Annotated in this window: 24 protein-coding genes and 1 tRNA gene; 15 read left to right on the top strand and 10 right to left on the bottom strand. The window is 72.3% G+C overall.

Annotated features, from left to right (window positions below; translation table 11 throughout):
- Positions 1 to 157 precede the first annotated feature (157 nt).
- Positions 158 to 994 (top strand): alpha/beta fold hydrolase, encoded by an 837-nt coding sequence (locus FHS88_RS09780; protein WP_184484061.1) that lies wholly within the window; start codon positions 158 to 160, stop codon positions 992 to 994.
- Here the strand turns inward: FHS88_RS09780 and FHS88_RS09775 are convergent, their stop codons facing one another.
- The 9 genes from FHS88_RS09775 to FHS88_RS09735 form a co-directional block, all read right to left on the bottom strand.
- Positions 995 to 2,704: an N-acyl-D-amino-acid deacylase family protein gene (locus FHS88_RS09775; protein ID WP_184484059.1), complete on the bottom strand. Its 1,710-nt coding sequence runs from the start codon at positions 2,702 to 2,704 to the stop codon at positions 995 to 997.
- A 14-nt stretch (positions 2,705 to 2,718) separates the two neighbouring features.
- Positions 2,719 to 3,702: a zinc-binding dehydrogenase gene (locus tag FHS88_RS09770; RefSeq protein WP_211842303.1), complete on the bottom strand. Its 984-nt coding sequence runs from the start codon at positions 3,700 to 3,702 to the stop codon at positions 2,719 to 2,721.
- A 5-nt stretch (positions 3,703 to 3,707) separates the two neighbouring features.
- The gene (locus FHS88_RS09765; protein WP_184484057.1) at positions 3,708 to 5,219 is read right to left on the bottom strand and encodes an ABC transporter substrate-binding protein; all 1,512 of its coding nucleotides are present in this window, start codon (positions 5,217 to 5,219) and stop codon (positions 3,708 to 3,710) included.
- 309 nt (positions 5,220 to 5,528) lie between these two features.
- The gene (locus FHS88_RS09760; protein WP_184484055.1) at positions 5,529 to 6,014 is read right to left on the bottom strand and encodes a hypothetical protein; all 486 of its coding nucleotides are present in this window, start codon (positions 6,012 to 6,014) and stop codon (positions 5,529 to 5,531) included.
- Positions 6,015 to 6,091: 77 nt separating this feature from the next.
- A complete protein-coding gene (locus tag FHS88_RS09755) occupies positions 6,092 to 7,273 on the bottom strand; it encodes a M20 aminoacylase family protein (protein ID WP_184484053.1) in 1,182 nt (393 codons plus the stop codon).
- An 18-nt stretch (positions 7,274 to 7,291) separates the two neighbouring features.
- Positions 7,292 to 8,149: an SDR family oxidoreductase gene (locus tag FHS88_RS09750; RefSeq protein ID WP_184484051.1), complete on the bottom strand. Its 858-nt coding sequence runs from the start codon at positions 8,147 to 8,149 to the stop codon at positions 7,292 to 7,294.
- The gene (locus tag FHS88_RS09745) at positions 8,146 to 9,843 is read right to left on the bottom strand and encodes a dihydroxy-acid dehydratase (protein ID WP_184484049.1); all 1,698 of its coding nucleotides are present in this window, start codon (positions 9,841 to 9,843) and stop codon (positions 8,146 to 8,148) included. The genes FHS88_RS09750 and FHS88_RS09745 overlap by 4 nt, the downstream gene beginning before the upstream one ends.
- A gap of 31 nt (positions 9,844 to 9,874) precedes the next feature.
- Positions 9,875 to 10,267 (bottom strand): VOC family protein, encoded by a 393-nt coding sequence (locus FHS88_RS09740; protein ID WP_184484047.1) that lies wholly within the window; start codon positions 10,265 to 10,267, stop codon positions 9,875 to 9,877.
- Positions 10,268 to 10,367: 100 nt separating this feature from the next.
- Positions 10,368 to 11,339: a Bug family tripartite tricarboxylate transporter substrate binding protein gene (locus tag FHS88_RS09735; protein ID WP_184484045.1), complete on the bottom strand. Its 972-nt coding sequence runs from the start codon at positions 11,337 to 11,339 to the stop codon at positions 10,368 to 10,370.
- 223 nt (positions 11,340 to 11,562) lie between these two features.
- Between FHS88_RS09735 and rplM the strand changes: the two genes are divergently transcribed.
- The 8 genes from rplM (at position 11,563) to FHS88_RS09695 (ending at position 18,084) form a co-directional block, all read left to right on the top strand.
- Positions 11,563 to 12,048, top strand: a complete 486-nt coding sequence (gene rplM / locus FHS88_RS09730; protein WP_184484043.1) for a 50S ribosomal protein L13 — start codon at positions 11,563 to 11,565, stop codon at positions 12,046 to 12,048.
- Positions 12,049 to 12,052: 4 nt separating this feature from the next.
- Positions 12,053 to 12,538, top strand: coding sequence for a 30S ribosomal protein S9 (gene rpsI, locus FHS88_RS09725; RefSeq protein ID WP_184484041.1), 486 nt, complete (start codon positions 12,053 to 12,055; stop codon positions 12,536 to 12,538).
- Positions 12,539 to 12,668: 130 nt separating this feature from the next.
- Positions 12,669 to 13,634: an N-acetyl-gamma-glutamyl-phosphate reductase gene (gene argC, locus FHS88_RS09720; protein WP_184484039.1), complete on the top strand. Its 966-nt coding sequence runs from the start codon at positions 12,669 to 12,671 to the stop codon at positions 13,632 to 13,634.
- A gap of 76 nt (positions 13,635 to 13,710) precedes the next feature.
- On the top strand, positions 13,711 to 14,262 hold the full coding sequence (locus tag FHS88_RS09715; protein WP_184484038.1) for a gamma carbonic anhydrase family protein: 552 nt from the start codon (positions 13,711 to 13,713) through the stop codon (positions 14,260 to 14,262).
- 51 nt (positions 14,263 to 14,313) lie between these two features.
- Entirely contained in the window at positions 14,314 to 15,825 is a 1,512-nt protein-coding gene (locus FHS88_RS09710) for an acyl--CoA ligase (protein WP_184484036.1), read from the top strand.
- Positions 15,822 to 16,802 carry a 2-dehydropantoate 2-reductase gene (locus FHS88_RS09705; RefSeq protein ID WP_184484034.1) on the top strand — a complete coding sequence of 327 codons (981 nt, stop codon included), beginning with the start codon at positions 15,822 to 15,824 and terminating at the stop codon, positions 16,800 to 16,802. Before FHS88_RS09710 ends, FHS88_RS09705 begins: the two co-directional genes overlap by 4 nt.
- Positions 16,803 to 16,870: 68 nt before the next feature.
- Positions 16,871 to 17,461, top strand: coding sequence for a hypothetical protein (locus tag FHS88_RS09700; RefSeq protein ID WP_184484032.1), 591 nt, complete (start codon positions 16,871 to 16,873; stop codon positions 17,459 to 17,461).
- Positions 17,458 to 18,084: a hypothetical protein gene (locus FHS88_RS09695; RefSeq protein ID WP_184484030.1), complete on the top strand. Its 627-nt coding sequence runs from the start codon at positions 17,458 to 17,460 to the stop codon at positions 18,082 to 18,084. The genes FHS88_RS09700 and FHS88_RS09695 overlap by 4 nt, the downstream gene beginning before the upstream one ends.
- On the opposite strand, the gene FHS88_RS09690 is transcribed toward FHS88_RS09695, so the two are convergent.
- Entirely contained in the window at positions 18,085 to 19,887 is a 1,803-nt protein-coding gene (locus FHS88_RS09690; RefSeq protein ID WP_184484028.1) for a PHA/PHB synthase family protein, read from the bottom strand. It lies immediately after the preceding gene.
- 101 nt (positions 19,888 to 19,988) lie between these two features.
- On the opposite strand from FHS88_RS09690, the gene FHS88_RS09685 reads away from it, so the two are divergent.
- The 6 genes from FHS88_RS09685 to FHS88_RS09660 all read left to right on the top strand — a co-directional run bounded on the left by FHS88_RS09685 (position 19,989) and on the right by FHS88_RS09660 (position 26,181).
- Positions 19,989 to 20,633, top strand: coding sequence for a hypothetical protein (locus tag FHS88_RS09685; protein WP_184484027.1), 645 nt, complete (start codon positions 19,989 to 19,991; stop codon positions 20,631 to 20,633).
- Between the two features lie 67 nt (positions 20,634 to 20,700).
- A complete protein-coding gene (locus FHS88_RS09680; protein ID WP_184484025.1) occupies positions 20,701 to 21,921 on the top strand; it encodes an LL-diaminopimelate aminotransferase in 1,221 nt (406 codons plus the stop codon).
- Positions 21,918 to 23,210, top strand: coding sequence for a homoserine dehydrogenase (locus tag FHS88_RS09675; protein WP_184484023.1), 1,293 nt, complete (start codon positions 21,918 to 21,920; stop codon positions 23,208 to 23,210). Before FHS88_RS09680 ends, FHS88_RS09675 begins: the two co-directional genes overlap by 4 nt.
- 41 nt (positions 23,211 to 23,251) lie before the next feature.
- Positions 23,252 to 24,259, top strand: coding sequence for a class II fructose-bisphosphatase (gene glpX / locus FHS88_RS09670; RefSeq protein WP_246419792.1), 1,008 nt, complete (start codon positions 23,252 to 23,254; stop codon positions 24,257 to 24,259).
- 9 nt (positions 24,260 to 24,268) lie between these two features.
- Positions 24,269 to 26,050: a single-stranded-DNA-specific exonuclease RecJ gene (recJ, locus tag FHS88_RS09665; protein ID WP_184484021.1), complete on the top strand. Its 1,782-nt coding sequence runs from the start codon at positions 24,269 to 24,271 to the stop codon at positions 26,048 to 26,050.
- Positions 26,051 to 26,105: 55 nt separating this feature from the next.
- A tRNA-Glu gene (locus FHS88_RS09660) sits at positions 26,106 to 26,181 on the top strand.
- The last annotated feature ends 140 nt before the right edge of the window (positions 26,182 to 26,321 follow it).

Here is a 26,321-nt window from a genome sequence, read left to right as displayed (position 1 = left end):
CCCAAGCCTAGGCGCAGCGCGAGGCGCCCGCCAGACGGCGACAGCCGCGCCATCCTGCGCCATGCTCCCAGCACCGCGCGGCAGGAGGAAAGCCCATGGCGACGACACCCCGGCAGGATCGCCCCGCCAGCCCGAAGCCCGTTCCGGAGATGCGGCGATGAGCCGCGCCGCGCCGAACCGCCGCGCCGGCTGGATCGAGCGGCCCGATGCCCGCATCCGCTACGAGATCACGGGCGAGGGGCCGGCCATCGTCTTCGCCCATGGCCTGGGCGGCTGCCTGTTCTCATGGTGGCAGCAGGTGGCGCATTTCGCGCCGCGCTACACCTGCGTCACCTTCTCCCATCGCGGCTTCTTCCCCTCGACCGCGCCGGCAGGCGGGCCGGACCCGGCGGAGTATGCTGCGGATGTGGCCGCGCTGGTGGATGAGCTCGGCCTCGGGGAGATCCGCATGGTCTGCCAGTCCATGGGCGGCTGGTCGGGCGTGGAATACGCGCTGCTGCGCCCGGGGCGCGTGAAGGCGCTGGTGCTGGCCGCGACCACCGGCTCGCTCGACCCGCGCCAGATGCCCGAACCCGAACGCTCCCGCCTCGCGCCCTGGAGCAAGGAAAGCGCCGAGGCACGCGCGGCGCTGCTCGCGCGCAACATCCTGCCCGCGACGGGCGCGCGCATGGCGGAGGAGCAGCCGGCGCTGTTCCAGCTCTACACCCACATCAACGGCCTGACGCAGGGCTTCGACCGGGAGGTGGTGCGCGCGCGCCTGCATGCGGCGCGCACGCGCCCGCCCGCTTCCTTCGCCGCGGCCGGGACGCCGGTGCTCTTCGTGCCCAGCGAGGAGGACGTGGTGATCCCGCCCTTCGCGCCGCAGGCCATGGCGCCGCTGATCCCTGGCGCGCGCGTCTCGCCCCTGCCGCGGGCGGGCCATTCCGGCCATTTCGAGCGCGCCGCGGCCTTCAATGCGAAGGTCGAGGCCTTCTTCGCCGAGGTCGGCGCCTGATCAGGCGGCGCGCTGCGGCCCGCGCACGAGGCGGCCGGGCAGCGCGCCGGTCGCCTCGCCCTCGCGGTAGGTGACGACGCCCGAGAGGATCGTCGCCACATAACCCTCGGCCTCCTGCACCAGCCGCTTGCCGCCGGCGGGCAGGTCGTAGCGCATATCCGGCGCGCGCATCCTCAGCCGGCCGAAGTCGATCACATTGATGTCCGCCTTGCGCCCCGGGGCGAGAACGCCGCGATCCGCGAGGCCCATCGCCTCGGCATTGTCGCGCGAGATGCGCCTGACCGCGACCTCCACCGGCAGGCGCGGCCCGCGCTGACGGTCGCGCGCCCAATGCACCAGCATGTGCGTCATGCAGGAGGCGTCGCAGATGTAGCCGACATGCGCGCCGCCGTCGCCGAGGCCCATCAGCGTGTGCGGATGGGTCATCATCTCGCGGATCGCCTCGAGGTCCCCATCGGCGTAGTTCAGCAGCGGGCGGTTGAGGATGGCGCGGCCGTCGCGTTCCAGCATCAGATCGTAGCACAGCGCCTCGGGCGTCATGCCGCGCGCGGCGGCCATGGCGGCGACGGAGCGCTCGGGCGGCGGCTCGTAGTCCGGCGGATCGCCGAGCGGGAAGATCTTGTCCCAGTTGTTCAGCCGCGCCTTCAGCGCGGCGTCGTCGGTCGGCTCGGCCAGGATGCGCGCGCGCCGCGCCGGGTCGCGCAGCGCCGCGACGCGCTCGGGCAGCGGGAGATGCGCGACCTCGCGGTAGGAGGGCCGCGTCAGGAAGGGATGCTGCGAGAGCTCGAAGCCGAACATCAGCCCGACCGGCCTTCCCATGACCTGGCCCAGCATCCGCACGCCCTCGGCATTGGCCTCCTCCACGCGGTCGAGCAGCCAGCGCCAGAAGGTCGGCTTCGATTCCCGCTGCAGCAGGGAGAAGGTGAGGGGACGCCCGGCCACCGCGGCGACGCGGCGCAGCCGGGCGAACTCCTCCTCGGCCGGGTCGTCGAAGTCGGAAATCACCTGCAGCCAGCCCGAGCCATGCGCGCGCAGCACGCGGGCGAGGCCTTCCAGCTCCGCCTCCGGTGCGCCGAGGGTCGGGATGTGCCGGCCATCCAGCGTGCGATGCGCCAGCGCGCGGGAGGTGGAGATGCCGACCGCGCCCGCCGCCAGCCCCTCCGCGGCGAGGCGCGCCATCTCGGCGCATTCCTCCTCCGTCGCCTCGGCATGGGCCTCGGCGCGCTCGCCCATGACATGCACGCGCAGGGGTGCGTGCGTCACCATCGCGGCGATGTCGGTGTCGTAGCGGCGGGCGGCAAGGAAGTTCAGGTAGTCGGGGAAGGTTTCCCAGGTCCAGGTCAGCCCCTCGGTCAGCACCACCTCGGGCAGATCCTCCACGCCCTCCATCAGCTTCACCAGCATGTCGCGCCGCTCGGGGCGGCAGGGCGCGAAGCCGACGCCGCAGTTGCCGATCAGCGCCGTGGTGACGCCGTTGATGGAGGAGGAGATGAGCCTCTCGGACCAGGATGCCTGCGCGTCGTAATGGGTGTGGATGTCCACGAAGCCCGGCGTGACGAGCAGGCCCTTGGCGGCGATCTCCTCCCGCCCCCGGCCGGGAACCGGGCCCACGGCCACGATGCGCGCGCCCTCGATGGCGATGTCGGCCTCGAAGGGCGGGGCGCCGGTGCCGTCCACCACGGTCCCGCCGCGGATCACGAGGTCATGCATGGTCGTTCCTCCCGTCAGACCGACAGCACGATCTTGCCGAAGTGCCGGTTGGCCTTCATGTGCGCCAGGGCCTGCGCGACCTCCTCGAGCGGGAAGACGCGGTCGATGGGGATGGCGAAGCGCCCTTCCTCGACCGCCGCCCAGAGGTCGCGGCGCATCGCTTCGTATTCGGCCCGGATCTCCGCGCGCGAGCGCGTGCGGTGCGTCACCCCGATATAGGTGATGCGCCGCGTCGCGTGCAGGTCGAAGTCGAACTCGCCCTTGGCGCCGCCGAGCCGGCCGACATTGACGATGCGCCCGAGGATCGCCGTGCAGCGCATGGCCGCGTTGATGGTCGGCCCGCTGACCTGGTCCACCACGAGGTCCACGCCCTTGCCGTCGGTCGCCGCCAGCACCTGCGCGGCCCAGTCCGCGTCGCGCGTGTCCACCGTGATGTCGGCGCCGAACTCCTTCAGCCTCGCGCGCCGGGTCGCATCCGTCGAGGTGCCGACGACCAGCCCGGCACCCATGAACTTTGCGATCTGCATGCCCATGATCCCGACGCCGGAGGAGGCGCCGAGGATCATCACGCTCTCGCCCCTGGCGAGCCGCCCGTTCACCACGATCGCGTCGTGCATGGTGGCGAGCGCCACGGGCAGCGTCGCCGCCTCCTCCCAAGAGAGGTTGCGGTCGGGGACCTGCTGCACCCGCCCGATATCGGCCACCGCGTATTCGGCATAGCCGCCGGCGCCGGAGGCGGTCACGCGGTCGCCGGGCTTCACGCCGGTCACGCCGGGGCCGACGGCCACGACCTCGCCCGCGAAATCGAGGCCGAGGATGGTGCCTGGCCCGCCCATCGCGCCATGCGCGCCGCCGGCGGCGACGCCGAGATCCGCACGGTTGAGCGTCGCGGCGCGCACGCGCACGAGAACCTCCTCCGGGCCCGGGACGGGGCGCGGCACCTCGCGCAGCTGCACGCCATCCGCCGTCACCACCGCCGCACGCATCGTCCCGCTCATGCCGTTCACCCCCTCGCGCCCCTCAGGCCCTGGACGCGAATGATGCCATCGGGCACCGGGCGCAAGCCCTCGATCGCCGCGCCGGTGCCGTGCAGCGTCAAGGGATGCCAGAGGTAGATGTAGGGGCGATCGGCCAGGTAGAGCCGCGCCGCGCGGTCATAGGCGGCGGCCCGCGCCGCGGGCTCGACGCTGCGCCGCGCCTCGTTCAGCGCCGCATCCACCTCCGGGTTGCAGTAGCGCCCGCCGTTGAGCGGCACGCCGCAGGCCTTGAAGGCGTAGATGTTGGCGTCGAGGTCCACGCGCCCGGACCACTGGATGATCAGCGCCTCGAAATCCCCGGCGGTCCACTGGCGCAGCAGCGTCGCCGTCTCCGTCACCTGGAGCTCCACGTCGAAGCCGGCCTCGGCCGCCATCGCCTGGATCACCTCGGAGGCCTGCAGGTAGTCGGTGGTGTTCGGCACGGCGAGGCGGATACGCAGGCGCTGGTGCCCGGCTTCGCGCAGCAAGGCGCGGGCGCGCGCCACGTCGCGCGGCGGGATCGGAACGCTGTTGGCATAGAACGGATGGCCCGGCGGCACGGATTGGTTGCCCGGCGTCCACAGTCCCTCGAAGGCGACGTTCACCAGCGCCTGCCGGTCGATGCTGCGCTCGAACGCCTCCCGCACGCGCGGATCGCGACCGAGCGGGGTTTCGGAGCGCGGCCCGTGCGCGACATTGATCGCGATGTAGAAGGAGGCGAGGGAGGGCGCCTGCACCACGCGCACGCGCTGGTCCCGCCGCAGTTCCGCGACGTCGGAGGGGCTCACCCGCTCGATCACGTCCATGGCCCCGGCGCGCAGGTTGGCGAGCCTGACCGTGGCGTCGGGAATCGGGCGATAGGTGATGCGCTCGACATGGATCGCGCCGCGGTTCCAGTAGCCCTCGAAGCGTTCCAGCTCGATCCGGTCCTGGGCGACGCGCCGCGTCAGGCGGAAGGGGCCGGCGCAGGCGGGTTCGCGCTGGAAATCCGCGCCGGTCACCTGCGCCTGGCGGGGCGAGACGAGCATCCCGGCGCGGTCGGCCAGCGCGGCGAGCAGGGGCGCGAAGGGCTCGGAGAGGCGGATCGTGACCTCGAGCGGGCCGGTCACCACCACCTCCGTCACCGGGCCCATCTCGGCCCGGCGGGTCGAGCCCTGCGTCTCCACATGCCGCCTGAGGCCGGCGGCCGCGGCCTCGCCGGTTAGCGCCTCGCCGTCATGGAAGCGCACGCCCTCGCGCAACGTCAGGACCAGCGCGCGGCCGCCATCCTCCCAGCGCCAGGCGGTGGCAAGCTGCGGCACGATCCGCAGCTCCTCGTCAATGTCCACCAGCTTGTCGCACATGGCGGCGAAAACCTGCCGCCCCGTGACGGTGCGCGACAGCGTGGGGTCGAGCACATCGGGGTCCGAGGTCAGGCCGATGCGCAGGTGCTGCGCCTCGGCGGGCAGGACGGGCAGTGCGAGCAGCGCGAGGATGGGCAACAGGGTGATGCGGCGCATGGCGCGAGGGCTCCTCCCGGTGGGCACCGGGAAGTGTCCTGCCGGATGCTCCCCCGTGCAATGGAGAGAAGCGGCCGGACGGCCCCCGACCGGCCACCGGCCCTCGATGCCACCGGCACCCGGCGCGCCGTCCGCGTCGCTTCCCGAGCGCCCGGCCCGCAGATGTGCGCCGTTCGCGCCGGAGCGGTGGCGCACGTCCCGCGCGCGGCATCCCGACCCAGCGCGGACGGCGTTCGTGTCGTCGTCAGGCTTCGACGATCCCGTTGCGCGGTCCCGTCGCAGGCGCGCGGGGCCTGTGCGCGCCGGATGTCAGGCCGCGCTGCGCCCCCCCAGCCGGTGGCACATCCGCAGGCCGGCCCAGAGTGCGAGCGCCTGGGTCGCGAACCACATGGCCGGCCCCGGGATCTTCCCGTGCAGCACCAGGATGCCGAGGACCCCGCAGGCGGTCAGCACGAAGGCCAGATGCAGCGCGTGGTCGAGCACGGCGATCGCGGCCTCCCGCACCGGGCCCACGATCGGCAGGACGGGCGTGACCACCGCTGCGCCGATCAGCAGCGCGCCGACCACCATCACCAGCGCCAGCCCCCCGAGGCAGCCCCCAAGGGCCACCAGCCGCGCCACCTCCTCGGCAAGGCCGCTGCCGGGAAGGCCCCAGCGCAGGGCGAGGAACAGCCCGGCAAGGCCGATCATGGCCGCCACCGCGGCGCGGGCAGGCTCGTCCACCGGGCGGGGCCCGGCATCCTGGCCCCGCGGCAGCAGGGGCCATGTGTCGAGGCTGCGGCGCGGCTGGGCCATGGGGGGCTCTCCGGTCGGGGCGGTGACTCCACCGCCGATCCTCGACCCGCCATGGTTTACCGCGCGCTAACGGGCGGTCAGCCCTGGCGGGGCAGTAGCCTCTCCGCGAGCGATGCCCACCAGGAGGCGCCGATGGGCAGGATCTCGTCGTTGAAGTCGTATCTCGGGTGGTGGACGTTGGCGTCGTCCGGGCCGCGCCCGCCGCCGAGCATCAGATAGGCACCGTTCTTGACCTCCAGCATGAAGGAGAAGTCCTCGCCCCCCATGGTCGGCTTGGGCATGTGGATCACGCGCGCCTCCCCCTGCACGGCGCGGGCGGCATCGGCGGCGAGGTGCGTGCTGGTCGGCTCGTTCACCGTGGCGGGGTAGAGGCGGATGAACTTCGCCTCCGCCGTCGCGCCGAAGGCCGCGGCGATGCCGCGCACCGTCTCGAGGAAGCGGCGTTCGAGCAGGTCCCCCACCTCCTTCGCGAACCAGCGCGCGGTGCCGAGCATCCGCACCTCCTGCGGGATCACGTTGTAGGTGTGGCCGCCGTTGATGTGGGCGATGGTGATGACGCCCGCATCCACCGGCTCGACATTGCGCGCGACGATGGATTGCAGCGCCTGCACGATGGCGGCGGCGATCACGATCGGGTCGTTGCCGTTGTGGGGCATGGCGCCATGCGCGCCCTTGCCGGTGATGGTCACTTCGAGATTGGCCACCGCGGCCATCACCGGCCCCTCGCGCCAGGCGAAGGTGCCTGCGGGCAGGCCGGGCCAGTTGTGCAGGCCGAAGACGCGCTCCACGGGGAAGCGCTCGAACAGGCCTTCCTTCACCATCACCTCGCCGCCGCCGAAATTCTCCTCGGCCGGCTGGAAGATGACGTAGACGGTGCCGTCGAAGTTGCGGGTTTCCGCGAGGTACTTCGCCGCGCCGAGCAGCATGGTGGTGTGCCCGTCATGGCCGCAGGCATGCATCTTGCCCGGGGTCTTGGACGCATAGGGCAGGCCGGTGTCTTCCAGGATCGGCAGCGCGTCCATGTCCGCGCGCAGTCCGATGGCGCGGCCGGAGGCGGCGCCGCTGCCGCGGATCACGCCGACCACGCCGGTCTTCGCGATGCCGGTATGCACCTCGTCGCAGCCGAATTCGCGCAGCTTCTGCGCCACGATGCCGGCGGTGCGCACCTCCTCGAAGGCGAGTTCGGGATGCTCGTGGAAGTCCCGCCGCCAGGCGGTCATTTCGGCATGGAATTCGGCGATGCGGTTGTGCACGGGCATGGGCTCTCTCCGGTCGGATCAGGCGGAGGTTTGGGGCGGGGCGAAGGTGAGGGCAAGGCCCTGGTCGAGCGGGATCGGCTCGACGCCGAGTTCGGCGCGCATCGGGGCGATGTCGAAGGCCTTGTCCTCGGTCAGGCGGCGGATCTCGTCGGCGCCGATGCGCGGCAGGCCGGGGATCAGCCGCGCGAGCGGCGCGAGCAGCCGCAGGAGCAGCGCCGGCACGGGCAGGATGGGCGGCACCCTCAGCCCGGCCGCGCGCGCCACGGCGGCGAGGAAGTCGCGATAGGCCAGCGGCGCCGGGCCGGCGATGACGATGGTGCCTGTCCCCGCCCAGTCGCGGCGCAGCGCGGCGAGCAGGCAGCGCGTGACGTCGGACTGGTGGATGGGCTGCACCAGCGCCCGCCCCCCGCCGGGCAGCGGCGCCACGGGCAGCCGCGCGAGCAGGGCCGCGAGGCGCTGCACATTGTCCTCCCCCTGCGCGCCGTAGATCATCGTCGGGTGCAGCATCACGCCGCGCCGGCCGGAGGCGAGGAAGGCGGCCTCGCCGGCGCGCACCCCCTGCCCATGCGCATCCGGCCAGCGCGAGAAGCGGCGGGTCGAGCCCATGAAGACGAAGCTCGCATCGGCCGGCGCGGCGGCGAGGATGGCCGGCGCGTGCCGCGCATGGGCGGTGCTGACGATGCGCGCCGCGCCCGCGAGCGCCGCCCGCAGCGCCTGCGCATCGCGCAGATCGGCGATGCGCGCCTGCCCGGGCAGGCCGAGGGCGCGCCATCTCTCGGCGTCGCGGACCACAGGGATGAAGGCGATGCCGCTGGTCGCCAAGTCGCGCGCGAGCGCCGCCCCCGAACGGCCTGTCGCGCCGATCAGCGCGATCAAGGAGCGGCGCGCAGGAAGGCGAGATCGGCGCCGAGCGGCGCCTGCGTCACCTGCTCATGCACCAGCCTGTCCCAGCCGCGCTTCGGCGCCGGGGCGGGCTTCCATGCGGCGCGGCGGGCGGCGAGCGTCGCCTCCTCCACCAGCAGGTCGAGCCTTCGCTCCTTCACCGAGAGCCGGATGCGGTCGCCCGTCTCGACCAGTGCGAGCGGGCCACCGACCGCGGCCTCGGGGGCGATGTGCAGCACGATGGTGCCGAAGGCGGTGCCGGACATGCGGCAGTCGCTCATGCGCACCATGTCCTTCACGCCCTGGCGCGCGAGCTTCTTCGGGATGGGCAGGTATCCGGCTTCCGGCATGCCGGCCGGGCTGCGCGGCCCCGCACCCTTCAGCACCAGGATGTCCTGCGGCGTCACGTCGAGATCGGGGTCGTCGATCCGCGCCGAGAGGTCCGCGAGGCCGTCGAAGACGATGCAGCGCGCCTCGGTCTCGAAGAGCGCAGGCGTGGCGGCGGAACGCTTGAGGATCGCCCCCTCGGGCGCGAGCGAGCCGAACAGCGCGACCAGGCCGCCCACCGGCGAGACGGGTTCGCCGCGCGCGCGGATGATGCGCCGGTCCACGTAGTGCGACCCGTCGCCGATGCGCTCGGCAAGGCTGCGGCCGTCGAGATCCTTCGCGCTCAGGTCGAGCAGGTCGCGCAGTTCCCACAGTAGCGCGCGCATCCCGCCGGCGGCGTGGAAATCCTCCATGTAGCCCTCGCCGGTGGGCTTGAGGTCCACGAGCACCGGCGTCTCCTCCGACAGCGCGTCCAGCCGCTTCAGGTCGAGCGCCAGCCCCGCGCGGCCCGCGATGGCCGCGAGATGCACGACGGCATTGGTCGAGCCGCCGAGCGCGAGCAGCACGCGCACCGCATTGTCGAGATTGCCCTGCGTCATCAGCGACAGCGGCGGCAGGGGGTTGCGGATCAGCCGCACCGCCTGCGCGCCCGCCTCCTCGGCGATGCGCAGCCGGTCGGCATGCACCGCCGGGGCGGAGGCCGCCTCCAGCGGCATGAAGCCGAGCGTCGCGGCGATGCAGGCCATGGTCGAGGCCGTGCCCATCACCCCGCAGGTGCCGGCGGTGGTCGCGAGCTTGCCCTCGACCTGGCCGATCTTCTCCTCCGAGACTTCGCCCGCCCGGTAGCGCGCCCAGTAGCGCCGGCAATCGGTGCAGGCGGACAGGCGCTCACCCTCGAAGGCCTGGGCGAGCATCGGCCCGACCACCAGCATGACCGACGGGACGTTGGCGCTGATCGCGGCCATGAGCTGCGCCGGCACCGTCTTGTCGCAGCCGCCCACGAGAACGGCCGCGTCCATCGGCTGGTTCGCAAGCATCGCCTCGGTGTCGAGCGCCATCAGGTTGCGGTAGTGCATCGAGCAAGGGCTGAGCGAGGGCTCGCAGAGGCTGACGGTGGGGAAGGCCAGCGGCAGCCCGCCGGCGGCGAGCACGCCGCGCTTCACCGCCTCGATCAGTTCCGGCACCGTCCGGTGGCAGTTGTTGTAGTCCGAGGCGGTGTCGGCGATGCCGACGACGGGCTTGTCGAGCATCGCCTGGCTGTAGCCCATGGACTTCGCGAAGGAGCGCCGGAGATACAGCGCGAAGGCCGGGTCGCCGTAGTTGGAGGCGTTGCGGCCGAGGCCATGGGGTTTGTCGCTCATGCGTCTCCTCCGCGCCGCCGCGCGGCCGCCGCTATTCGGGGCGGTGGCAGACGCAGCAGAGCTTGTTTCCGTCAGGGTCGCGCAGATAAGCACCGTAATAGTCGGGGTGGTAGTGCGGGCGCAGACCCGGCGCGCCCTCATCGGTGCCGCCATGGGCCAGCGCGGCGGCGTGGAAGCGGTCCACGCTCGCCCTGTCGGGCGCGTCGAAGGCGATGGTGGCGCCGTTGCCGACGCTCGCCGCCTTCCGGTCGAACGGCGTGGTGATCCAGAACTGCGGCGTGACCTCAGGGGCGGTCGCATAGCCCGCATAGCCCTTGCCGGGATCCGATTCCTGCCGCGCGATCCCGAGCACGGCCAGCACCCGGTCGTAGAAGGCGATGGCGCGGGGCGCGTCATTCGTGCCGAGCGTCACATGGCTGAACATCGGTTCCTCCTCCGCTGGGTTCGGGCGCCGCGTCCGGCCGGCCCCGCGGCGGCGGGATGCCGTCTCGCCCGCGCCTCGCTGTGCGGTCCGCCCGCGGCGCCTATTCGGGCCGGATGCCGGCGCGCTGCATCAGTTCGCGGTTCTGTTCGAACTCCCGGCGCAGCCGCGCGATCATCACCTCCCGCCCCGGTGTCGCCTGCACGAAGCCCAGCCGGTCGTATGTCGCGGCGGCCTGGGGGCTCGCGAAGGCCTCGGCCGCGGCTGCGCCCAGGCGCTCGAGGATGGGCTCGGGCGTGCCCTTCGGCGCGGAGAGGCTGAACCAGCCGCTGACGGTGAAGTCGGGGAAGCCCTGTTCGGCGATGGTCGGCACCGAGGGCAGGCTCGCCGCGCGCCGCGGCGACGGGATGCCGAGCGCGGCGACCCGCCCGCCCTCAACCTGCGGCCGCGCCGGGGCGAAGGTGGACATCATGGCGTCGGTCCGCCCGGCGATGGTCTCGGTCAGCGCGGGCGGCGCGCCGTTGAAGGGGACATGCAGCATCTCCACCCCCGCGCGGGCGCACAGGTCCACCATGCCGAGATGCGAGGTGCTGCCCACCCCCCAGGTCGCGTAGGACAGCGCGCCGGGCCGTTCCTTCGCCGCGGCGAGCAGCGCGGCAAGGCTGCCCCAGCGCGGATGGGCCACGAGCAGGAAGAGCGGCTCGGCGAGCAGCGTCACATGGGCGAAGTCCTCCAGGGGATCGAAGCCGATCGTGCGCAGCGCGTGGGGCGCGGTGGTGAAGGTGACGTTGGTGCCGAGCAGCAGCGTCATCCCGTCCGGCCGGGCGCGGGCGACATGGCGCGCGGCGATGGTGGTCGAGGCGCCGGGCTTGTGGTCCATGATGAAGGTCCCGCCGGTCCTGGCGGCGAGGCCGTCGAGCAGCAGGCGCGCCACCACGTCGGTCGCCCCGCCGGCGGCATAGGGGATGACGACCGAGACCGGCTGGCTGCCTGGCCAGGCGCCCTGCGCCCTGACGGTCGGCGCGGCGAGCAGGGCGGCGCCCGAGAGCAGGGCGCGGCGGGGCAGTCGGATCATGGCGTGACGTCCTCCCTTTCGCCCCGCGCCTTGCGCGGCCGGGGCGTTCTTGTGCTGGATGCCGCCGAGGGTGGCAGCGCCGGGCGAGCGAAGACAAGGGGAAAGGCGGGGCGACTGAGTGGTATCCGGATACCGCATGCGGAAAACGCTTGTCCGGCTTGACTTTCCGGCCCACGGCGTGGATACAGCGCGCCACTGCAACGCCTGACACCCTGGAACACCGATGCTCTCGCGACAGACCACCTCGCTGAAGCCGGCGGATGTGAAGAAGGCCTGGGTGCTGATCGACGCGGACGGGCTCGTGCTCGGCCGCCTCGCCAGCCTCGTGGCCAACCGCCTCCGCGGCAAGCACAAGCCCCAGTTCACGCCGCACGTGGATTGCGGCGACCACGTCGTCATCATCAATGCCCGCAAGGTGCGCGTCACCGGCGCCAAGGCCGAGCAGAAGGTGTTCTACTGGCACACCGGCTACCCGGGCGGCATCAAGCAGCGCACCGTGCGCGAGCGCCTCGAGGGCAAGTACCCCGAGCGCGTGATCGAGAAGGCGGTGGAGCGCATGATCACCCGCGGCCCGCTCGGCCGCCAGCAGATGCGCAACCTGCACGTCTATGCCGGGCCCGAGCACCCGCATGCCGGCCAGCAGCCGGTCGCGCTCGACGTCGCGGCGCTGAACCGCAAGAACTCCGCGCTCGTGAAGAAGGTGGCCTGATCCGATGAGCGAGACCCGTACGCTTGCGGACCTGAAGGATCTGGTCGCCGGCACCCCGGCGGCCCCCGAGGCCGCGCCGAAGCGCGAGCCGAAGCGCGACGCCCAGGGGCGTTCCTACGCCACCGGCCGCCGCAAGGACGCGGTGGCGCGCGTCTGGGTGAAGCCCGGCAAGGGCCAGATCGTGATCAACGACAAGCCGGCGGCGAAGTACTTCGCCCGCCCCGTGCTGCGCATGCTGATCACCCAGCCCTTCCTGGTGGCCGACCGCTACCAGCAATTCGACGTGATGTGCTCGGTGACCGGCGGCGGCCTCTCCGGCCAGGCCGGCGCGGTGCGCCACGGCATCTCCCGCGCGCTCTGCAACTACGAGCCGGAGCTGCGCGCCATCCTGAAGAAGGCCGGCTTCCTGACCCGCGACCCGCGCGTGGTCGAGCGCAAGAAGTACGGCAAGGTCAAGGCGCGACGTTCCTTCCAGTTCTCCAAGCGCTGACGCCCGGCGGACGGGCGCCACGCCCGGCCGCATGGCTGGTCCGATCGGGGGGCGGGTCCGCAGGGGCCCGCCCCCCTTGCTTTCCAGGGTCCACATCGCCGCAAATGCCGCGGCGCAACGGAGGTCCTCCATGGCCAAGACCCCCACGGTGTTCATCGACGGCGAGGCCGGCACCACCGGCCTGCAGATCCGCGAGCGGCTGGCGGCCAACCCGCATGTCGCCCTGCGCTCCATCGCCGCCGAGCGACGCAAGGACCCCGGCGCGCGGCGCGAGATGATGGAGGAGGTGGACCTCGTCATCCTCTGCCTGCCCGACGACGCGGCGAAGGAGAGCGCGGCGCTCGCGGCCTCCCTCGGGGCGAGCGCGCCGAAACTGCTCGATGCCTCCACGGCGCACCGGGTGGACCCCGACTGGGTCTATGGCCTGCCCGAACTGACGCCGGACCAGCCCGCGGCGATCGCCGCGGCGCCGCGCGTCTCCAACCCCGGCTGCTACCCCACCGGCGTGATCCTGATGCTGCGCCCGCTGATCGAGGCCGGGATCATGGCGCCCGACCATCCGGTCACGGTCAACGCCGTCTCGGGCTACACGGGCGGGGGCAAGGCGATGGTGGCCGCCTACGAGGCGCGCACGGCCCCGGATTTCGAGATGTACGGCCTCGGCCTCGAGCACAAGCACCTGCCCGAGATGCAGGCCTATTCCCTGCTCACGCGCCGGCCGATCTTCGTCCCCGCCGTGGCCGACTTCGCGCAGGGCATGCTCGATGCCATCCCGCTGCATCTCGACACGCTCGCAAGGCCGGTCAGCCCCGCCGAGATCGAGGCGCTGCTGGCCGCCCGCTATGCCGGCAGCCGCCATGTCCGCGTGGTGCCGGCCGAGCCGGGCGGCAAGATCGAGCCGCAGGCGCTGAACGGCACCAACGCGCTCGAGATCCGTGTCCATGGCAACGAGAAGCGCGGCCAGGCGGTGCTGGTCGCGCGCTACGACAATCTCGGCAAGGGCGCCTCGGGGGCGGCGGTGCAGAATCTCGGGCTGATGCTCGGCATTCCGGTCAATGCCGACCTGCCCATGGCCGCCCCGCGCGCCGCCGAATGACCATCCGGCCGGGGCGGCCTTCCGCCGCCCCGCCGGCGGGCGCATATGCTGAGCCCGAGACACCCGGGAGGAGACCATGGATACCAACCAGCCGCTGACCCTGCCGCCGCTCTACGTGTTCGAGGGCCATCGCCCGGTCATCCACCCGGGCGCCTTCGTGGCGCCGACCGCCGCGGTGATCGGCCAGGTGACGGTGGGGGAGGGGTCCAACATCTGGTACCACTGCGTCCTGCGCGGCGACACCAACACCATCACCATCGGCGCGCGCACGAATATCCAGGACGGCACGATCATCCACGTCAATGCCGGGCGGCAATGCACCACCATCGGCGACGACGTGACCGTGGGCCATGCCGCCATCATCCATGCCTGCACGCTCAAGGACCGCGCCTTCGTCGGCATGGGCGCGACGGTGCTCGATGACGCGATCATCGAGGAAGGCGGCGTGCTCGCTGCTGGCTCCGTCCTGCCGCCGGGCAAGGTGATCGGGGCCATGGAGCTCTGGATGGGCAACCCCGCGAAGCTGGTGCGGGTGCTGACCGCCGAGCAGCGCGCCGGCTTCGATCGTACCGCGCCGCATTACGTGGAACTGGCCGGGCGGCATCGCCGCTCGCTCGGCGGGGGCTGACGCGGGGCCGCGCCTCTCCCATAGTCGCCCTGACCGGGGAGAGGAGCGTGCATGACCGAGACCATCTCCCGCCTGCTGGCGGGCGGCGCCGCGGCCGCCGCGGCGATCCGGGGCACCAATGAGCGCCCCAGCCTGACCTTCGGCGCGCTGCGCGAGCAATGCGCGCGCATCGTGGCGCATCTCAACCGCCTCGGCATCGGCCGGGGGGATCGCGTTGCGATCGTGCTGCCCAACGGGCCCGAGATGGCCGCGGCCTTCCTCGCCATCGGCTGCGGCGCCAGCACCGCGCCGCTGAACCCGGCCTACCGCGCCGAGGAGTTCGCCTTCTACCTCACCGACCTGCGGGCCAAGGCGCTGGTCATCCTGCACGGCATGGCCTCGGATGCGCGGGAGGTCGCGGGGCGGCTCTCCATCCCCGTGCTCGACCTCGTGCCCGGCGAGGCGGCCGGCGCCTTCACGCTGGAGGGCGGCGAGCCCGGCAATGCCGAGAAGCCCGGCATGGCCTGGCCCGAGGACGAGGCGCTGGTGCTGCACACCTCCGGCACCACGGCGCGGCCGAAGATCGTGCCGTTGAGCCAGGCCAACATCTGCGCCTCGGCGCGCAACATCGGGCGCACGCTGGAACTCGCCCCGGACGATGCCTGCCTCAACATCATGCCGCTGTTCCACATCCACGGGCTGATGGCCGCCGTGCTGGCCTCGGTGGCCGCGGGCGGGGCGGTGGTCTGCACCCCGGGCTTCGACGCGCTGCGCTTCTTCCGCTGGCTGGACGAGGAACGCCCCTCCTGGTTCACCGCCGTGCCCACCATGCACCAGGCGATCCTCGCGCGCGCGGAGCGGAACGCGGACATCATCAAGCGCGCGCGGCTGCGCTTCCTGCGCTCCTCCTCGGCCTCGCTGCCGGGGCCGGTGATGCAGCAGATGGAGCAGGTCTTCGCCGCCCCGCTGGTCGAGAGCTATGGCATGACCGAGGCCGCGCACCAGATGTGCTCGAACCCGCTGGCCGGGCCGCGCAAGCCGGGATCGGTGGGCCTGCCCGCGGGGCCTGAGGTCGCCATCATGGACGAGGACGGCACCCTGCTGCCGCAGGGCGCGGTGGGCGAGGTGGTGATCCGCGGCCCCAACGTGACCGCCGGGTACGAATCCAACCCCGAGGCGAACGCGAAGGCCTTCACCAAGGGCTGGTTCCGCACCGGGGACCAGGGCGCCTTCGACGCCGAGGGCTACCTGACCCTGACCGGCCGCCTCAAGGAACTGATCAACCGCGGCGGCGAGAAGGTCAGCCCGCTCGAGGTGGATGGCGTGCTCTCCGGCCACCCGGCGGTGGCGCAGGCGCTGACCTTCGCCATCCCGCACGCCAGGCTCGGCGAGGAGGTCGGCGCGGCCGTCGTGCTGCGCGAAGGGATGACCTGCACCGAGCGGGAACTGCGCGCTTACGCCGCGGAACACCTCGCCGACTTCAAGGTGCCGCGCCGTGTCGTGTTCCTCGACGAGATCCCGAAGGGCGCGACGGGCAAGCTGATGCGCATCGGTCTCGCGGAGAAGCTGGGGCTTACGGCATGAGGCTCTGCATTTTCGGCGCCGGGGCGATCGGCGGGCTGATGGCTGCGCGGCTCGCGGCGAAGGGCGATGTGGAGGTCACGGTCATCGCGCGCGGCCCGCACCTCGCGGCGATGCAGGCCCACGGCCTGAAGCTCCTGAGCGAGGGGAGCGAGACGGTGGTGCGCCCGCGCTGCGTCGCCTCCGCCGCCGAGGCCGGCGTGCAGGACTATGTCGTGGTCACGCTCAAGGCCCATTCCCTGCCCGGCGCGGCGGCGCAGATGCAGCCGCTTCTCGGGCCCGAGACCGCGGTGGTCAGCGCGGTGAACGGCGTGCCCTGGTGGTATTTCCACGGTCTCGGCGGCCCGCATGAGGGGCGCGTGGTCGAAAGCGTGGACCCGGGCGGCGTCGTCTCGGCCCTGCTGCCGCCCGCGCGCGCGATCGGCTGCATCGTCTATCCGGCCGCCGAGGTCATCGCGCCCGGCGTCATCGAGCACACCTACGGGGACCGCTTCTCACTCGGCGAGCCGGACGGCAGCCGCAGCCCGCGCGCGCAGCGGCTGAGCGAGGCGCTGATCGCCGCCGGATTCAAGGCGCCGGTGCGGCCGCGCATCCGCGACGAGCTGTGGGTGAAGCTCTGGGGCAACCTCGCCTTCAACCCGATCTCGGCGCTCACCACAGCGACGCTCGACGTGCTGATCGCCGATGACGGCCAGCGCGGCGTGGCGCGCGCGATGATGCTCGAAGGCCAGCGCGTGGCCGAGGCGCTCGGCGTCCGCTTCGCGATAGATGTGGACAAGCGCATCGCCGGGGCGGCGGAGGTCGGGGCGCACAAGACCTCCATGCTGCAGGACCTCGAACGCGGGCGACCGATGGAGATCGAGGCGCTGCTCGGCGCCGTGGTGGAACTCGCCGACCTGGTCGGGGAGCCGGCGCCGACCTGCCGGACGGTCCTCGCGCTGGTCCGCGCACGGGCGAAGGCGGCCGGCTGCTGGCCGTGAAATCCGTTGCATGCCCCGCTTGCGGCGCCCTAAGACAGCGACGATTTCGGGGGCGGGAGGTCAGGACCATGACACTCGACCCTTGCCTGCGTCGCCGCGCCGCCCTTCTCGCCGTGCTCGGCCTCGCCACCGCCTGCTCCAGCCAGCCGCCGCCGCCGACCGCGGTCCTGCCCGAGGTGCAGGGCAGCCTGGTCACGCTCGATCCGGCGCGGCAGGCGATCCTGCGCACCTCCTCCTTTCTCGGCTCGCCGCGCAGCCTCGCGGGGCGGCCCTGGGAGGCGGCGCAGATCATTTCCGAACTCGAGTTCCTCGCGGTGGACCTGCGCTGGAACACGCGCTGGGCGGAGTTCTCCCCCCTCGTCTCACAGGCCTTCGAGCAGGCGAGGCCCGAATGGCGCGGCGCCCTCGGCATCAACGGCGCGGCGGCGCCGCAGGACGTGATCGACGCCATGACCATGGTCCGCAGCGCCTATGGCAGCCGCAATGCCGCCGCCGCGGCGGATGCCCTGCGCCCGCCGCTGGTGACACCCGGCGGGCAGGAGAGCCTGGCCCGGCTTGCCGCGCTGCCGCCCCTGCCGCTATCTGCGCAGGCGGCCCGCATGGCCGAGATGGAACTCTGGCGCATGAACCGCCGCGGCACGCCCTGGAGCCGGGATTGATACCCAGACGCGCCCTGCTGGCGCTGCCGCTGCTCGGCTGCGAGGAGTTGCGCACGCCCGCAAACCCGCCCGCTGCCGTGCTGACAGGGGCGGCGACGGCAGGGCCGCCGCTGCGCGCGGCCGTGGAGGCGACCGCCGCGGCCTTCGCGAATGGCGGCGCCGGACTCGCCGGAAGGCCGGCCGAGGCGGCCCTCGCGCTCGCGCGCTTCGAGGCGCTGACGCTGGAGGTCGCGGAGGCGCGCGCCTGGCCCGGCCTTTCGCCAACCCTCGCCATAGCCATGCGCGTCGCGCGCGACGAGAACCGTGCCGCGGTCGGCGGCGCGCAGCAGGCCGATGGCGCGCGGATGGTCGCCGCCTTCGCGACGGTCGCGGCGCGGCTGCGGGCCAATGACCGGGCAGGGGCCCTCGCGGCCCTCGCCCCGCCGCTGTTCGATCCGGGCGGGGAAGTGACGCTCGATCGCCTTGCCGGGATCGGGCCGCTGCCGGCGGCCGAGCAGGCCTCCGCCGCGCTGGCGCGGGAGGTGCGGCGGCTCGATCTCGACCGGGGCTGGGCGGGTGCGGGGAATTGGTGGCAGGCGGGCACGCCGGGCGCGATCACCGACGGGCTCGGCGCCGGTTTCTGATCAGTCGGTCGCCATCACCTTGACGTAGGAACCCGGCGCGTCCTCGATCGCCGGAAGCCCGCCCTCGCCGGGGATGCGCGCGGGCACCATCGTGCGGTCGAGCGCACTCACCCAGCGATGCCAGTCCGGCCACCAGGAACCGGCGAGCTCGGTCGCCCCCTTGAACCACGCCTCGGGCTCGGGCGGCAGCTCCTCGTTGATCCAGTGGCTGTACTTGCCGGCATCCGGCGGGTTCACGACGCCCGCGATGTGGCCTGATGCGGCCAGCACGAAGCGCACCGGCCCCTTGTAGATCTGCGTCGCGCGGTAGGTGGAGGTCCAGGGCGCGATATGGTCCTCCCGCGTGCTCAGGATGTAGGTCGGCAGCTTGATCTTCCTGAGGTCGAGCTTCACGCCCGCGAGCTCGATCCCGCCCGGCTTCACGAGGTCGTTCTGCTGGTACATCCGGCGCAGGTAGAAGCTGTGCATCCGTGCCGGCATGCGCGTGGAATCGTCGTTCCAGTAGAGCAGGTCGAAGGGGAAGGGCTCCTGGCCCATCAGGTAGTTGTTGACGACGAAGGACCAGATCAGGTCGTTCGCGCGCAGCATGTTGAAGGTGGTGGCCATCTCGCGCCCTTCGAGATAGCCGAGCTTCTGCATCTTCTGCTCGAGGGCGGCGAGCTGCTCCTCGTCGATGAAGACGCCGAGCTCGCCGGCCTCCTCGAAATCCACCATGGTCGTGAAGAAGGTCGCCGACTTCACGCGCGTGTCGCGCTTGGCCGCCATGTGCGCCAGCGTGCAGGCGAGCAGCGTGCCGCCGAGGCAGTAGCCGATGACGTTCGCGTGGCGCTCCCCGGTCGCCTTCTCGATCGCATCCAGCGCGGCGTAGGGGCCTTCGAGCATGTAGTCATCGAAGCCCTTCTCCGCGAGCTTCGCATCCGGGTTGACCCAGGAGATCACGAAGACCGTGTGGCCCTGGTCCACCGCCCAGCGGATGAAGGAGTTCTTCGGCCGCAGGTCGAGGATATAGAACTTGTTGATCCAGGGCGGGATGATCAGCAACGGCCGCTTGAGCACCGTCTCCGTCGTCGGGCTGTACTGGATGAGCTGCATCAGGTCGTTCTGGAACACGACCTTGCCCGGCGTGACGGCGATGTTCTCGCCCACCTTGAACTTGGTGTCGTCCGTCATCCGGATCCTGAGCTGTCCGCGGCCGCGCTCGAGATCCGCAAGCAGGTTGGAAAGGCCGCGCAGCAGGTTCTCGCCGCCGGTCTCGGCGGTGCGGCGCAGCACCTCGGGATTGGTGAGGAGGAAGTTCGTGGGGCTCATCGCGTCCACGAACTGCCGCGTGTAGAAATCCACCTTCTGCGCCGTCTTGGGGTCGAGCCCCTCGGTGCCCTCGACCACATGGCGGAAATAGCGGGCGGAAAGCAGGTAGGACTGGCGGATGAAGTCGAACACCTCGTGCTCGCGCCAGGCGTCGTCCTTGAAGCGGCGGTCCTTCGGGTCGTCCTCGACCACCGGCCTGGGGTCGTCCCCCAGCATCCGCCGCGCGGTGTTCTGCCAGAGCGTCAGGTAGTCGTGCCAGAAGCCGAGCTGCGCCTGCACGAGCCGCGCCGGATTGGCCATCAGCCGCGTCGTCATCTCGAGGAAGGCGTTGCCGATCTTGAGCGGGTCGGGATCGGCCGGCGTGGCGGACTGGCGCTTGAGGAAGTCCGTGACGATGCGCTGCCCGCGCTCGGCGACATCGGCCATGGTCCGGCTGACCAGCGCCGGGTCCGGCAGTCGGAAGGTCGTCGCCTTCGGGTTGTCGTTCTCGGGCATCGGGCGCTTTCGGTCGGTGCGACGGCGGCCCGCCCTTCGCGTCCCGCCCGATTCGGGCTACCGCTGCGTCCGGACGGGACAGGGGCGGAGAGACCGGTCGGATGGTGCGACGGACAGGGCTTCGGCACGGTAGGAGGGGCGGACGGGCCGATCAAGCACGGCTCCTCCTGCCGCTCGCGCTGCTCGCCGCATCCTGCAGCGCCGGCTCGGGCCCCGAGGACATCGGGCCGATCTTCTCGCGCATCGTCGGCCCGGCCTATGAGGGGCGCGAGCCGCCGCCGGGGGCGGATGCGCCATTCCCCAATCTCGGCACCGTCCCGCCCCGGCCCGCGGTGCCTGACCCCGCGGTGCGCGACGCGCTGACCGCCGCGCTGGCCGAGCAGCGGCAGCGCAGCCGCAACCCCCTCGACCCCGAGATGCGGCCCGAGCCGGTCCGCCCGGCCGGAACCGGCGGGGACCGCAGCATGCCGATGGCCCCGCCCGGCCCGCCGCGGCTTGGCGCGGCGCCGCGGATCCCCCTGGACGATCCGATGCCCGTCGCGCCTGCCGCGGCGGCATCGCCCGCCGTGACAGCCCCGACGGCCGCCGCCCCGGCCGCCGCCCCCGCCCCGCCGGCCGCGCCGCCCCCCGCGCGCGAGCCGTTGAGCGAGGCTCCGCCGCCCCCGCCGCCCGCCGAGCTCCTCTCCCCCGGCGCCGGACCGCCGCCCCCGCCGCCGGCCGATCTGCTCGCCCCCGCGCGGCGCTGATTCGTGCGCTACCCGCAGGGCGGGCCTTGTTCTATAGGTCGCGGCCCGCCAACCACGGACCGCACCGATGACCGAGGACTTCCACCGCATCCGCCGCCTGCCGCCCTATGTCTTCGCCGAGGTGAACGCGGCGAAGGCGAAGGCGCGCGCGGCAGCGGAGGACATCGTGGACCTCGGCATGGGCAATCCGGACAGCCCGACGCCACCGCACATCGTCGCCAAGCTGATCGAGGCGGTGCAGGACCCGCGCACGCATCGCTATTCGCAGTCCAAGGGCATCCCGGGGCTGCGCCGCGCGCTGGCCGGCTACTACGCGCGCCGCTTCGGCGTGAAGCTCGACCCCGAGACGGAGGTGGTCGCCACACTCGGCTCGAAGGAGGGGCTGGCGAATCTCGCCCAGGCCATCAGCAGCCCCGGTGACACCATCCTGGTGCCGAACCCGTCCTACCCGATCCACCAGTTCGGCTTCATCATCGCCGGCGCCTCGGTGCGCTCCATCCCCTACACGCCGAACGACGCCATGCTGGCGGCGATCGACCGCGCGGTGCGCCATTCGGTGCCCAAGCCGACGGCGGTGATCGTGAACTTCCCCTCCAACCCGACCGCGCTGGTGGCGCCCATCGAGTTCTACCGCGAGCTGGTCGCGCTGTGCCGGCGGCACGAGCTCTTCATCCTCTCCGACCTCGCCTATGCCGAGCTGTATTTCGGCGACACGCCCCCGCCCTCGGTGCTCGAGGTGCCGGGGGCGAAGGACATCACGGTGGAGTTCACCTCGATGTCCAAGACCTACAACATGCCGGGCTGGCGCATGGGCTTCGCGGCGGGCAACCCGCGGCTGATCGCGGCGCTGGCGCGGGTGAAGTCCTACCTCGACTACGGCGCCTTCACGCCGATCCAGGTGGCCGCCACCGCCGCGCTGAACGGCCCGCAGGACTGCATCGAGGAGATGCGGGTCCTCTACAAGGACCGCCGCGAGGTGCTGGTGAAGGGCCTGCGCGCCGCCGGCTGGGACGTGCCGGCGCCGGAGGCCTCGATGTTCCTCTGGGCGCCCATTCCCGAACGCTTCCGCCACCTCGGCTCGGTCGGCTTCTCGAAGCTGCTCCTCGAGAAGGCGAAGGTCGCCGTCGCCCCGGGCCTGGGCTTCGGCGAGCATGGCGACGAGCATGTCCGCATCGCGCTCGTCGAGAACAACCACCGCATCCGCCAGGCGCTGCGGGGCATCAAGTCGTTCCTCGCGGGCGACAACGCCGCGCCGGTGGACGAGAAGCAGGAAGCACTCAGCGCATGAACCGTCCGCTCGCCATCGCGGTCGCCGGCCTGGGCACGGTCGGCGCCGGTGTCGTCAACGTGCTGCGCACCAACGCCGAGATCATCACCGCGCGCGCGGGCCGGCCGATCACCGTCACTGCCGTCTCGGCGCGCGACCGCTCGCGCGACCGCGGCGTGCCGGTCGCTGGCCTGCGCTGGTACGACGACGCCGTGGCGCTCGCCGCCGACCCGCAGGTCGAGGTGGTGGTCGAATGCATCGGCGGCTCGGACGGGCCTGCCAAGGCGCTGGTGGAAGCGGCGCTCGCCGCCGGCAAGCATGTGGTCACCGCCAACAAGGCGCTGCTCGCGGTGCATGGCGCCTCCCTTGCCGCCATGGCCGAGGCGAAGGGCGTGGCACTGGCCTTCGAGGCCTCGGTCGCCGGCGGCATCCCCGCCATCAAGGCGGTGCGCGAGGGGCTCGCGGCGAACCGCATCCAGCGCGTGGCCGGCATCCTGAACGGCACCTGCAACTACATCCTGACCACCATGCGCAACGAGCGGCGCGAGTTTGCCGAGGTGCTGAGCGAGGCGCAGAAGCTCGGCTATGCCGAGGCCGACCCCTCCTTCGACATCGACGGCATCGACGCCGCCCACAAGCTCGCGATCCTGGCGGCGCTGGCCTTCGGCCGGCCGGTGGATTTCGGCGCGGTGCATGTCGAGGGCATCCGCGAGGTCAGCGCGCTCGACATCGCGCTGGCGGAGGAACTCGGCTACCGCATCAAGCTGCTCGGCATCGCGCGGCGGGAGGAGGGGGGCATCTCGACGCGCGTGCATCCCTGCATGGTGCCGGTCTCGGCGCCGATCGCGCGGGTGGACGGCGTGTTCAACGCGGTGGTGGCCGAGGGCGACTTCGTCGGCCGCGTGATGATGGAAGGCCGCGGTGCCGGCGCGGGCCCGACTGCGAGCGCGGTGGTGGCGGACCTCGTGGACATCGCGCGCGGCCGCTTCACGCCGGTCTGGGGCGCGGCTGCCGCTGCGCTGAAGCCCGAGCCCTCGGTGGCGATGGACCGGCATGTCGGCGCCTATTACCTGCGCCTGATGGTGGTGGACCGGCCCGGCGTGATCGCCGACGTCACCGGCGTGCTGCGCGACCACGCGATCAGCCTGGAATCCATGCTGCAGCGCGGCCGCGCGCCGGGCGAGGCGGTGCCGGTGGTGCTGACCACGCACGAGACCAGCGAGGCGTCGGTCCGCGCCGCGCTCGCCCGCATCGCCGCGCTCGACGCCGTGGTGGAGAAGCCGGCGCTGATCCGCATCGAGGCGCTCTGAGCCTGCTGGTATAGACTGCGCCGGATTCGCAGGAGGAACCGATGTCTGACGCAACGCCGCCGGGAATGGTCGTGGACCGCAACCTGGCGCTGGAACTCGTGCGCGTCACGGAAGCGGCCGCGCTGGCGGCCTCGCGCTGGATCGGCCGCGGCGACAAGAACGCCGCCGACGGTGCAGCGGTCGAGGCGATGCGCAAGGCCTTCGACACCGTGGCCATCACCGGCACCGTGGTGATCGGCGAGGGCGAGATGGACGAGGCGCCGATGCTCTACATCGGCGAGAAGGTCGGCCTCTATGCCAAGACCGGGGGCGGGCCGGAGGTGGACATCGCGGTGGACCCGCTCGAGGGCACCTCGATCACCGCCAAGGGCGGGCCGAACGCCATCGCCACCGTGGCGCTCGCCGAGAAGGGCGGCTTCCTGCACGCGCCCGACATCTACATGGACAAGATCGCGGTCGGTCCCGGCCTGCCCGACAATGTCGTGCATCTGGACGCGAGCCCGGAGGAGAACCTGCGCGAGCTCGCGCGCGCCAAGAAGTGCGACATCGGCGACCTGATGGTCTGCACCCTCGACCGCGACCGGCACAAGGAACTGATCAAGGCGTGCCGTGCGGCCGGCGCGCGCATCACGCTGATAGGCGACGGCGATGTCGCGGGCGTCATCAACGTCAGCCAGCGCGATGCCGGGATCGACATCTACATGGGCTCGGGCGGCGCGCCGGAGGGCGTGCTGGCGGCCGCGGCGCTGCGCTGCATCGGCGGCCAGATGCAGGGCCGCCTGCTGTTCGAGAACGAGGAGCAGATCGCCCGCGCCGCCACCATGGGCATCACCGACCCCACCCGCATCTACACCATCGAGGAGATGGCCAAGGGCGACGTGATGTTCGCCGCGACCGGCGTGACCTCGGGCGCGATGCTGCGCGGCGTGCGCCGCTTTCCGGGCGGCGCCTACACCCATTCCATCGTGATGCGCTCCAAGTCCGGCACGGTGCGCTATGTCGAGGGGCATCACAACTTCGCGCGCAAGCCCTCCGCCTTCGTGGCCTGACCGGCGATGATGGACGGCACCGCCAACGGCGGCCCGGTCCTCGGCGTCGAGCGGAGCATCACCGGCCGCCGCTGGCAGTGGCGGCCTGCCGATGCACGCCTCGGCCTCGGTATCGCGCAGCGCCTGGGCGTGCCGGAGGTGGTCGGCCGGCTGCTTGCGGCGCGCGGCATCGGGCCCGAGATGGCGGGCGATTACCTCGAGCCGACGCTGCGCGCGATGATGCCCGACCCATCGGCGCTGACGGACATGGACGCCGCGGCCGACCGCCTGGCCGCGGCGGTGCGCAGCGGCGAGCATGTGGCCGTGTTCGGCGATTACGACGTGGACGGCGCCTGCGCCGGCGCGCTGGTCGCGCGACTGCTGCGTGACCTCGGCTGCGAGGTGACGCCTTATGTCCCGGACCGCATCCGCGAGGGCTACGGGCCGAACGCGCCGGCCATCGCGGGGCTGTGCGACCGCGGCGCGACGCTGATCGTCTGCGTGGATTGCGGCATCGCCGCCGCCGAGGCGCTCGCGGCGGCTGATGGCCGCGCCGATGTGGTGATCCTCGACCACCACAAGGCGGAAGGTCCGCCGCCGCGTGTGCTGGCGGCGGTCAATCCGAACCGGCTCGACTGCAGGTCCGGGCTGAGCCATGCCTGCGCGGCGGCGGTCGCCTTCCTGGCCGGCGCGGCGACCGTCCGGGCGCTGCGCAGGGCGGGCTGGTTCGCGCGGCGCACGGAGCCGGACCTTCTCGGGCTGCTCGATCTGGTGGCGCTCGCCACGGTCTGCGACGTCATGCCACTGACCGGCTTCAACCGGGCGCTAGTCGCGCAGGGGCTGAAGGTGATGGGGCGCCGTGGGCGTGCGGGCATCGCCGCGCTGCTCGAAGTGGCCGGGGCGCGCGACGCGCCGAGCGCGCACACGCTGGGCTTCGTTCTCGGTCCGCGCATCAACGCCTCGGGCCGCATCGGGGAGCCGGATCTCGGCCTGCGCCTGCTGCTCTGCGAGGATCCGGTGGAAGCTCGGGCCATCGCCGAGAAGCTCGACGCGGTGAACCGGAGGCGCCAGGAGGTCGAGGGCGAGGTGCTCGCCGCCGCCTACGCCATGGCCGAGGCGCAGGTGGAGCAGGGGCGCGCCGTGCTGCTGCTGGTGGGCGAGGGCTGGCACCCCGGCGTCGTCGGCATCGTCGCCGGGCGGATGAAGGAGCGGTTCAACCGCCCGGCCTGTGTTGCGGGGCTGGCCGATGGCTTGGCGAAGGGCTCCGGGCGTTCGGTGCCTGGCGTGGACCTCGGGGCGGCGGTCATCGCGGCGCGCCAGATGGGGCTGCTGGAGACGGGCGGGGGGCATTCCATGGCGGCGGGGTTCTCCTTTCGCGCCGGGCGCGAGGCGGAGGTCCACGCCTTCCTCGAGGAACGGCTGCGCCATGCGGCCCTGTTGCCGGCGGCGGCCGATCTGCTGGTCGAGGGCGCGCTGAATGTCGTGGCCGCGCAGGCGGGACTGGCGCAGGACGTGGCACGCCTCGCCCCTTTCGGACCGGGCAACGAGGAGCCCGTCTTCGCCATCCAGCGCGCGCGGGTGGTGAAGGCGGATCGCGTTGGCAAGGAGGGTGCGACGGTCCGCGCCATCGTCGAGGGCGAGGATGGTGGGCGGCTCAAGACCATCTGCTTCCGCGCCAAGGAGGGGCCGCTGGCGCACGCGCTGCTGGCGCAGGACCGGACGCCGCTTCACCTGTGCGGCCATCTGCGCGCGGAACAATGGAACGGGCAGGTCGGGGCATCGTTCCAGGTGGTGGACGCAGCGCATGCGTGAGGGCGAAGGCTATTGACCGCGGATGCGCCCGGCCTTAACCGGGCGCACACGGTCTGTCCCGTTCGTCTAGAGGCCTAGGACACCAGCCTTTCACGTTGGCAGCACGGGTTCGAATCCCGTACGGGACGCCACTCTCTCCCCCGCAAACCTGCTCTCTGCCTCGGCGGCAGCGTCTCATACGTCCTGCATCAGAATTTGACCTGTGCGTAGGCGCGTGAGGCGATGGCGGTGATGCGCTCGGGCTGATCGGCGAGCCAGTTCCAGGCGTCGC

The sequence above is a fragment of the Neoroseomonas alkaliterrae genome, from assembly GCF_014199195.1.
Taxonomy (GTDB): domain Bacteria; phylum Pseudomonadota; class Alphaproteobacteria; order Acetobacterales; family Acetobacteraceae; genus Neoroseomonas; species Neoroseomonas alkaliterrae.
The sequence above is the reverse complement of the archived record's forward strand: the minus strand, read 5'-3'. Positions and strand labels throughout refer to the sequence as shown.

What these genes read in the sequence shown, in the direction of transcription:
- FHS88_RS09780 (WP_184484061.1), top strand. Translation starts at nt 158, where the DNA reads ATGAGCCGCGCCGCGCCGAACCGCCGCGCCGGCTGGATCGAGCGGCCC.
- FHS88_RS09775 (WP_184484059.1), bottom strand. Translation starts at nt 2,704, where the DNA reads ATGCATGACCTCGTGATCCGCGGCGGGACCGTGGTGGACGGCACCGGC.
- FHS88_RS09770 (WP_211842303.1), bottom strand. Translation starts at nt 3,702, where the DNA reads ATGAGCGGGACGATGCGTGCGGCGGTGGTGACGGCGGATGGCGTGCAG.
- FHS88_RS09765 (WP_184484057.1), bottom strand. Translation starts at nt 5,219, where the DNA reads ATGCGCCGCATCACCCTGTTGCCCATCCTCGCGCTGCTCGCACTGCCC.
- FHS88_RS09760 (WP_184484055.1), bottom strand. Translation starts at nt 6,014, where the DNA reads ATGGCCCAGCCGCGCCGCAGCCTCGACACATGGCCCCTGCTGCCGCGG.
- FHS88_RS09755 (WP_184484053.1), bottom strand. Translation starts at nt 7,273, where the DNA reads ATGCCCGTGCACAACCGCATCGCCGAATTCCATGCCGAAATGACCGCC.
- FHS88_RS09745 (WP_184484049.1), bottom strand. Translation starts at nt 9,843, where the DNA reads ATGAGCGACAAACCCCATGGCCTCGGCCGCAACGCCTCCAACTACGGC.
- FHS88_RS09740 (WP_184484047.1), bottom strand. Translation starts at nt 10,267, where the DNA reads ATGTTCAGCCATGTGACGCTCGGCACGAATGACGCGCCCCGCGCCATC.
- FHS88_RS09735 (WP_184484045.1), bottom strand. Translation starts at nt 11,339, where the DNA reads ATGATCCGACTGCCCCGCCGCGCCCTGCTCTCGGGCGCCGCCCTGCTC.
- rplM (WP_184484043.1), top strand. Translation starts at nt 11,563, where the DNA reads ATGCTCTCGCGACAGACCACCTCGCTGAAGCCGGCGGATGTGAAGAAG.
- rpsI (WP_184484041.1), top strand. Translation starts at nt 12,053, where the DNA reads ATGAGCGAGACCCGTACGCTTGCGGACCTGAAGGATCTGGTCGCCGGC.
- argC (WP_184484039.1), top strand. Translation starts at nt 12,669, where the DNA reads ATGGCCAAGACCCCCACGGTGTTCATCGACGGCGAGGCCGGCACCACC.
- FHS88_RS09715 (WP_184484038.1), top strand. Translation starts at nt 13,711, where the DNA reads ATGGATACCAACCAGCCGCTGACCCTGCCGCCGCTCTACGTGTTCGAG.
- FHS88_RS09710 (WP_184484036.1), top strand. Translation starts at nt 14,314, where the DNA reads ATGACCGAGACCATCTCCCGCCTGCTGGCGGGCGGCGCCGCGGCCGCC.
- FHS88_RS09705 (WP_184484034.1), top strand. Translation starts at nt 15,822, where the DNA reads ATGAGGCTCTGCATTTTCGGCGCCGGGGCGATCGGCGGGCTGATGGCT.
- FHS88_RS09700 (WP_184484032.1), top strand. Translation starts at nt 16,871, where the DNA reads ATGACACTCGACCCTTGCCTGCGTCGCCGCGCCGCCCTTCTCGCCGTG.
- FHS88_RS09690 (WP_184484028.1), bottom strand. Translation starts at nt 19,887, where the DNA reads ATGCCCGAGAACGACAACCCGAAGGCGACGACCTTCCGACTGCCGGAC.
- FHS88_RS09685 (WP_184484027.1), top strand. Translation starts at nt 19,989, where the DNA reads ATGGTGCGACGGACAGGGCTTCGGCACGGTAGGAGGGGCGGACGGGCC.
- FHS88_RS09680 (WP_184484025.1), top strand. Translation starts at nt 20,701, where the DNA reads ATGACCGAGGACTTCCACCGCATCCGCCGCCTGCCGCCCTATGTCTTC.
- FHS88_RS09675 (WP_184484023.1), top strand. Translation starts at nt 21,918, where the DNA reads ATGAACCGTCCGCTCGCCATCGCGGTCGCCGGCCTGGGCACGGTCGGC.
- glpX (WP_246419792.1), top strand. Translation starts at nt 23,252, where the DNA reads ATGTCTGACGCAACGCCGCCGGGAATGGTCGTGGACCGCAACCTGGCG.
- recJ (WP_184484021.1), top strand. Translation starts at nt 24,269, where the DNA reads ATGGACGGCACCGCCAACGGCGGCCCGGTCCTCGGCGTCGAGCGGAGC.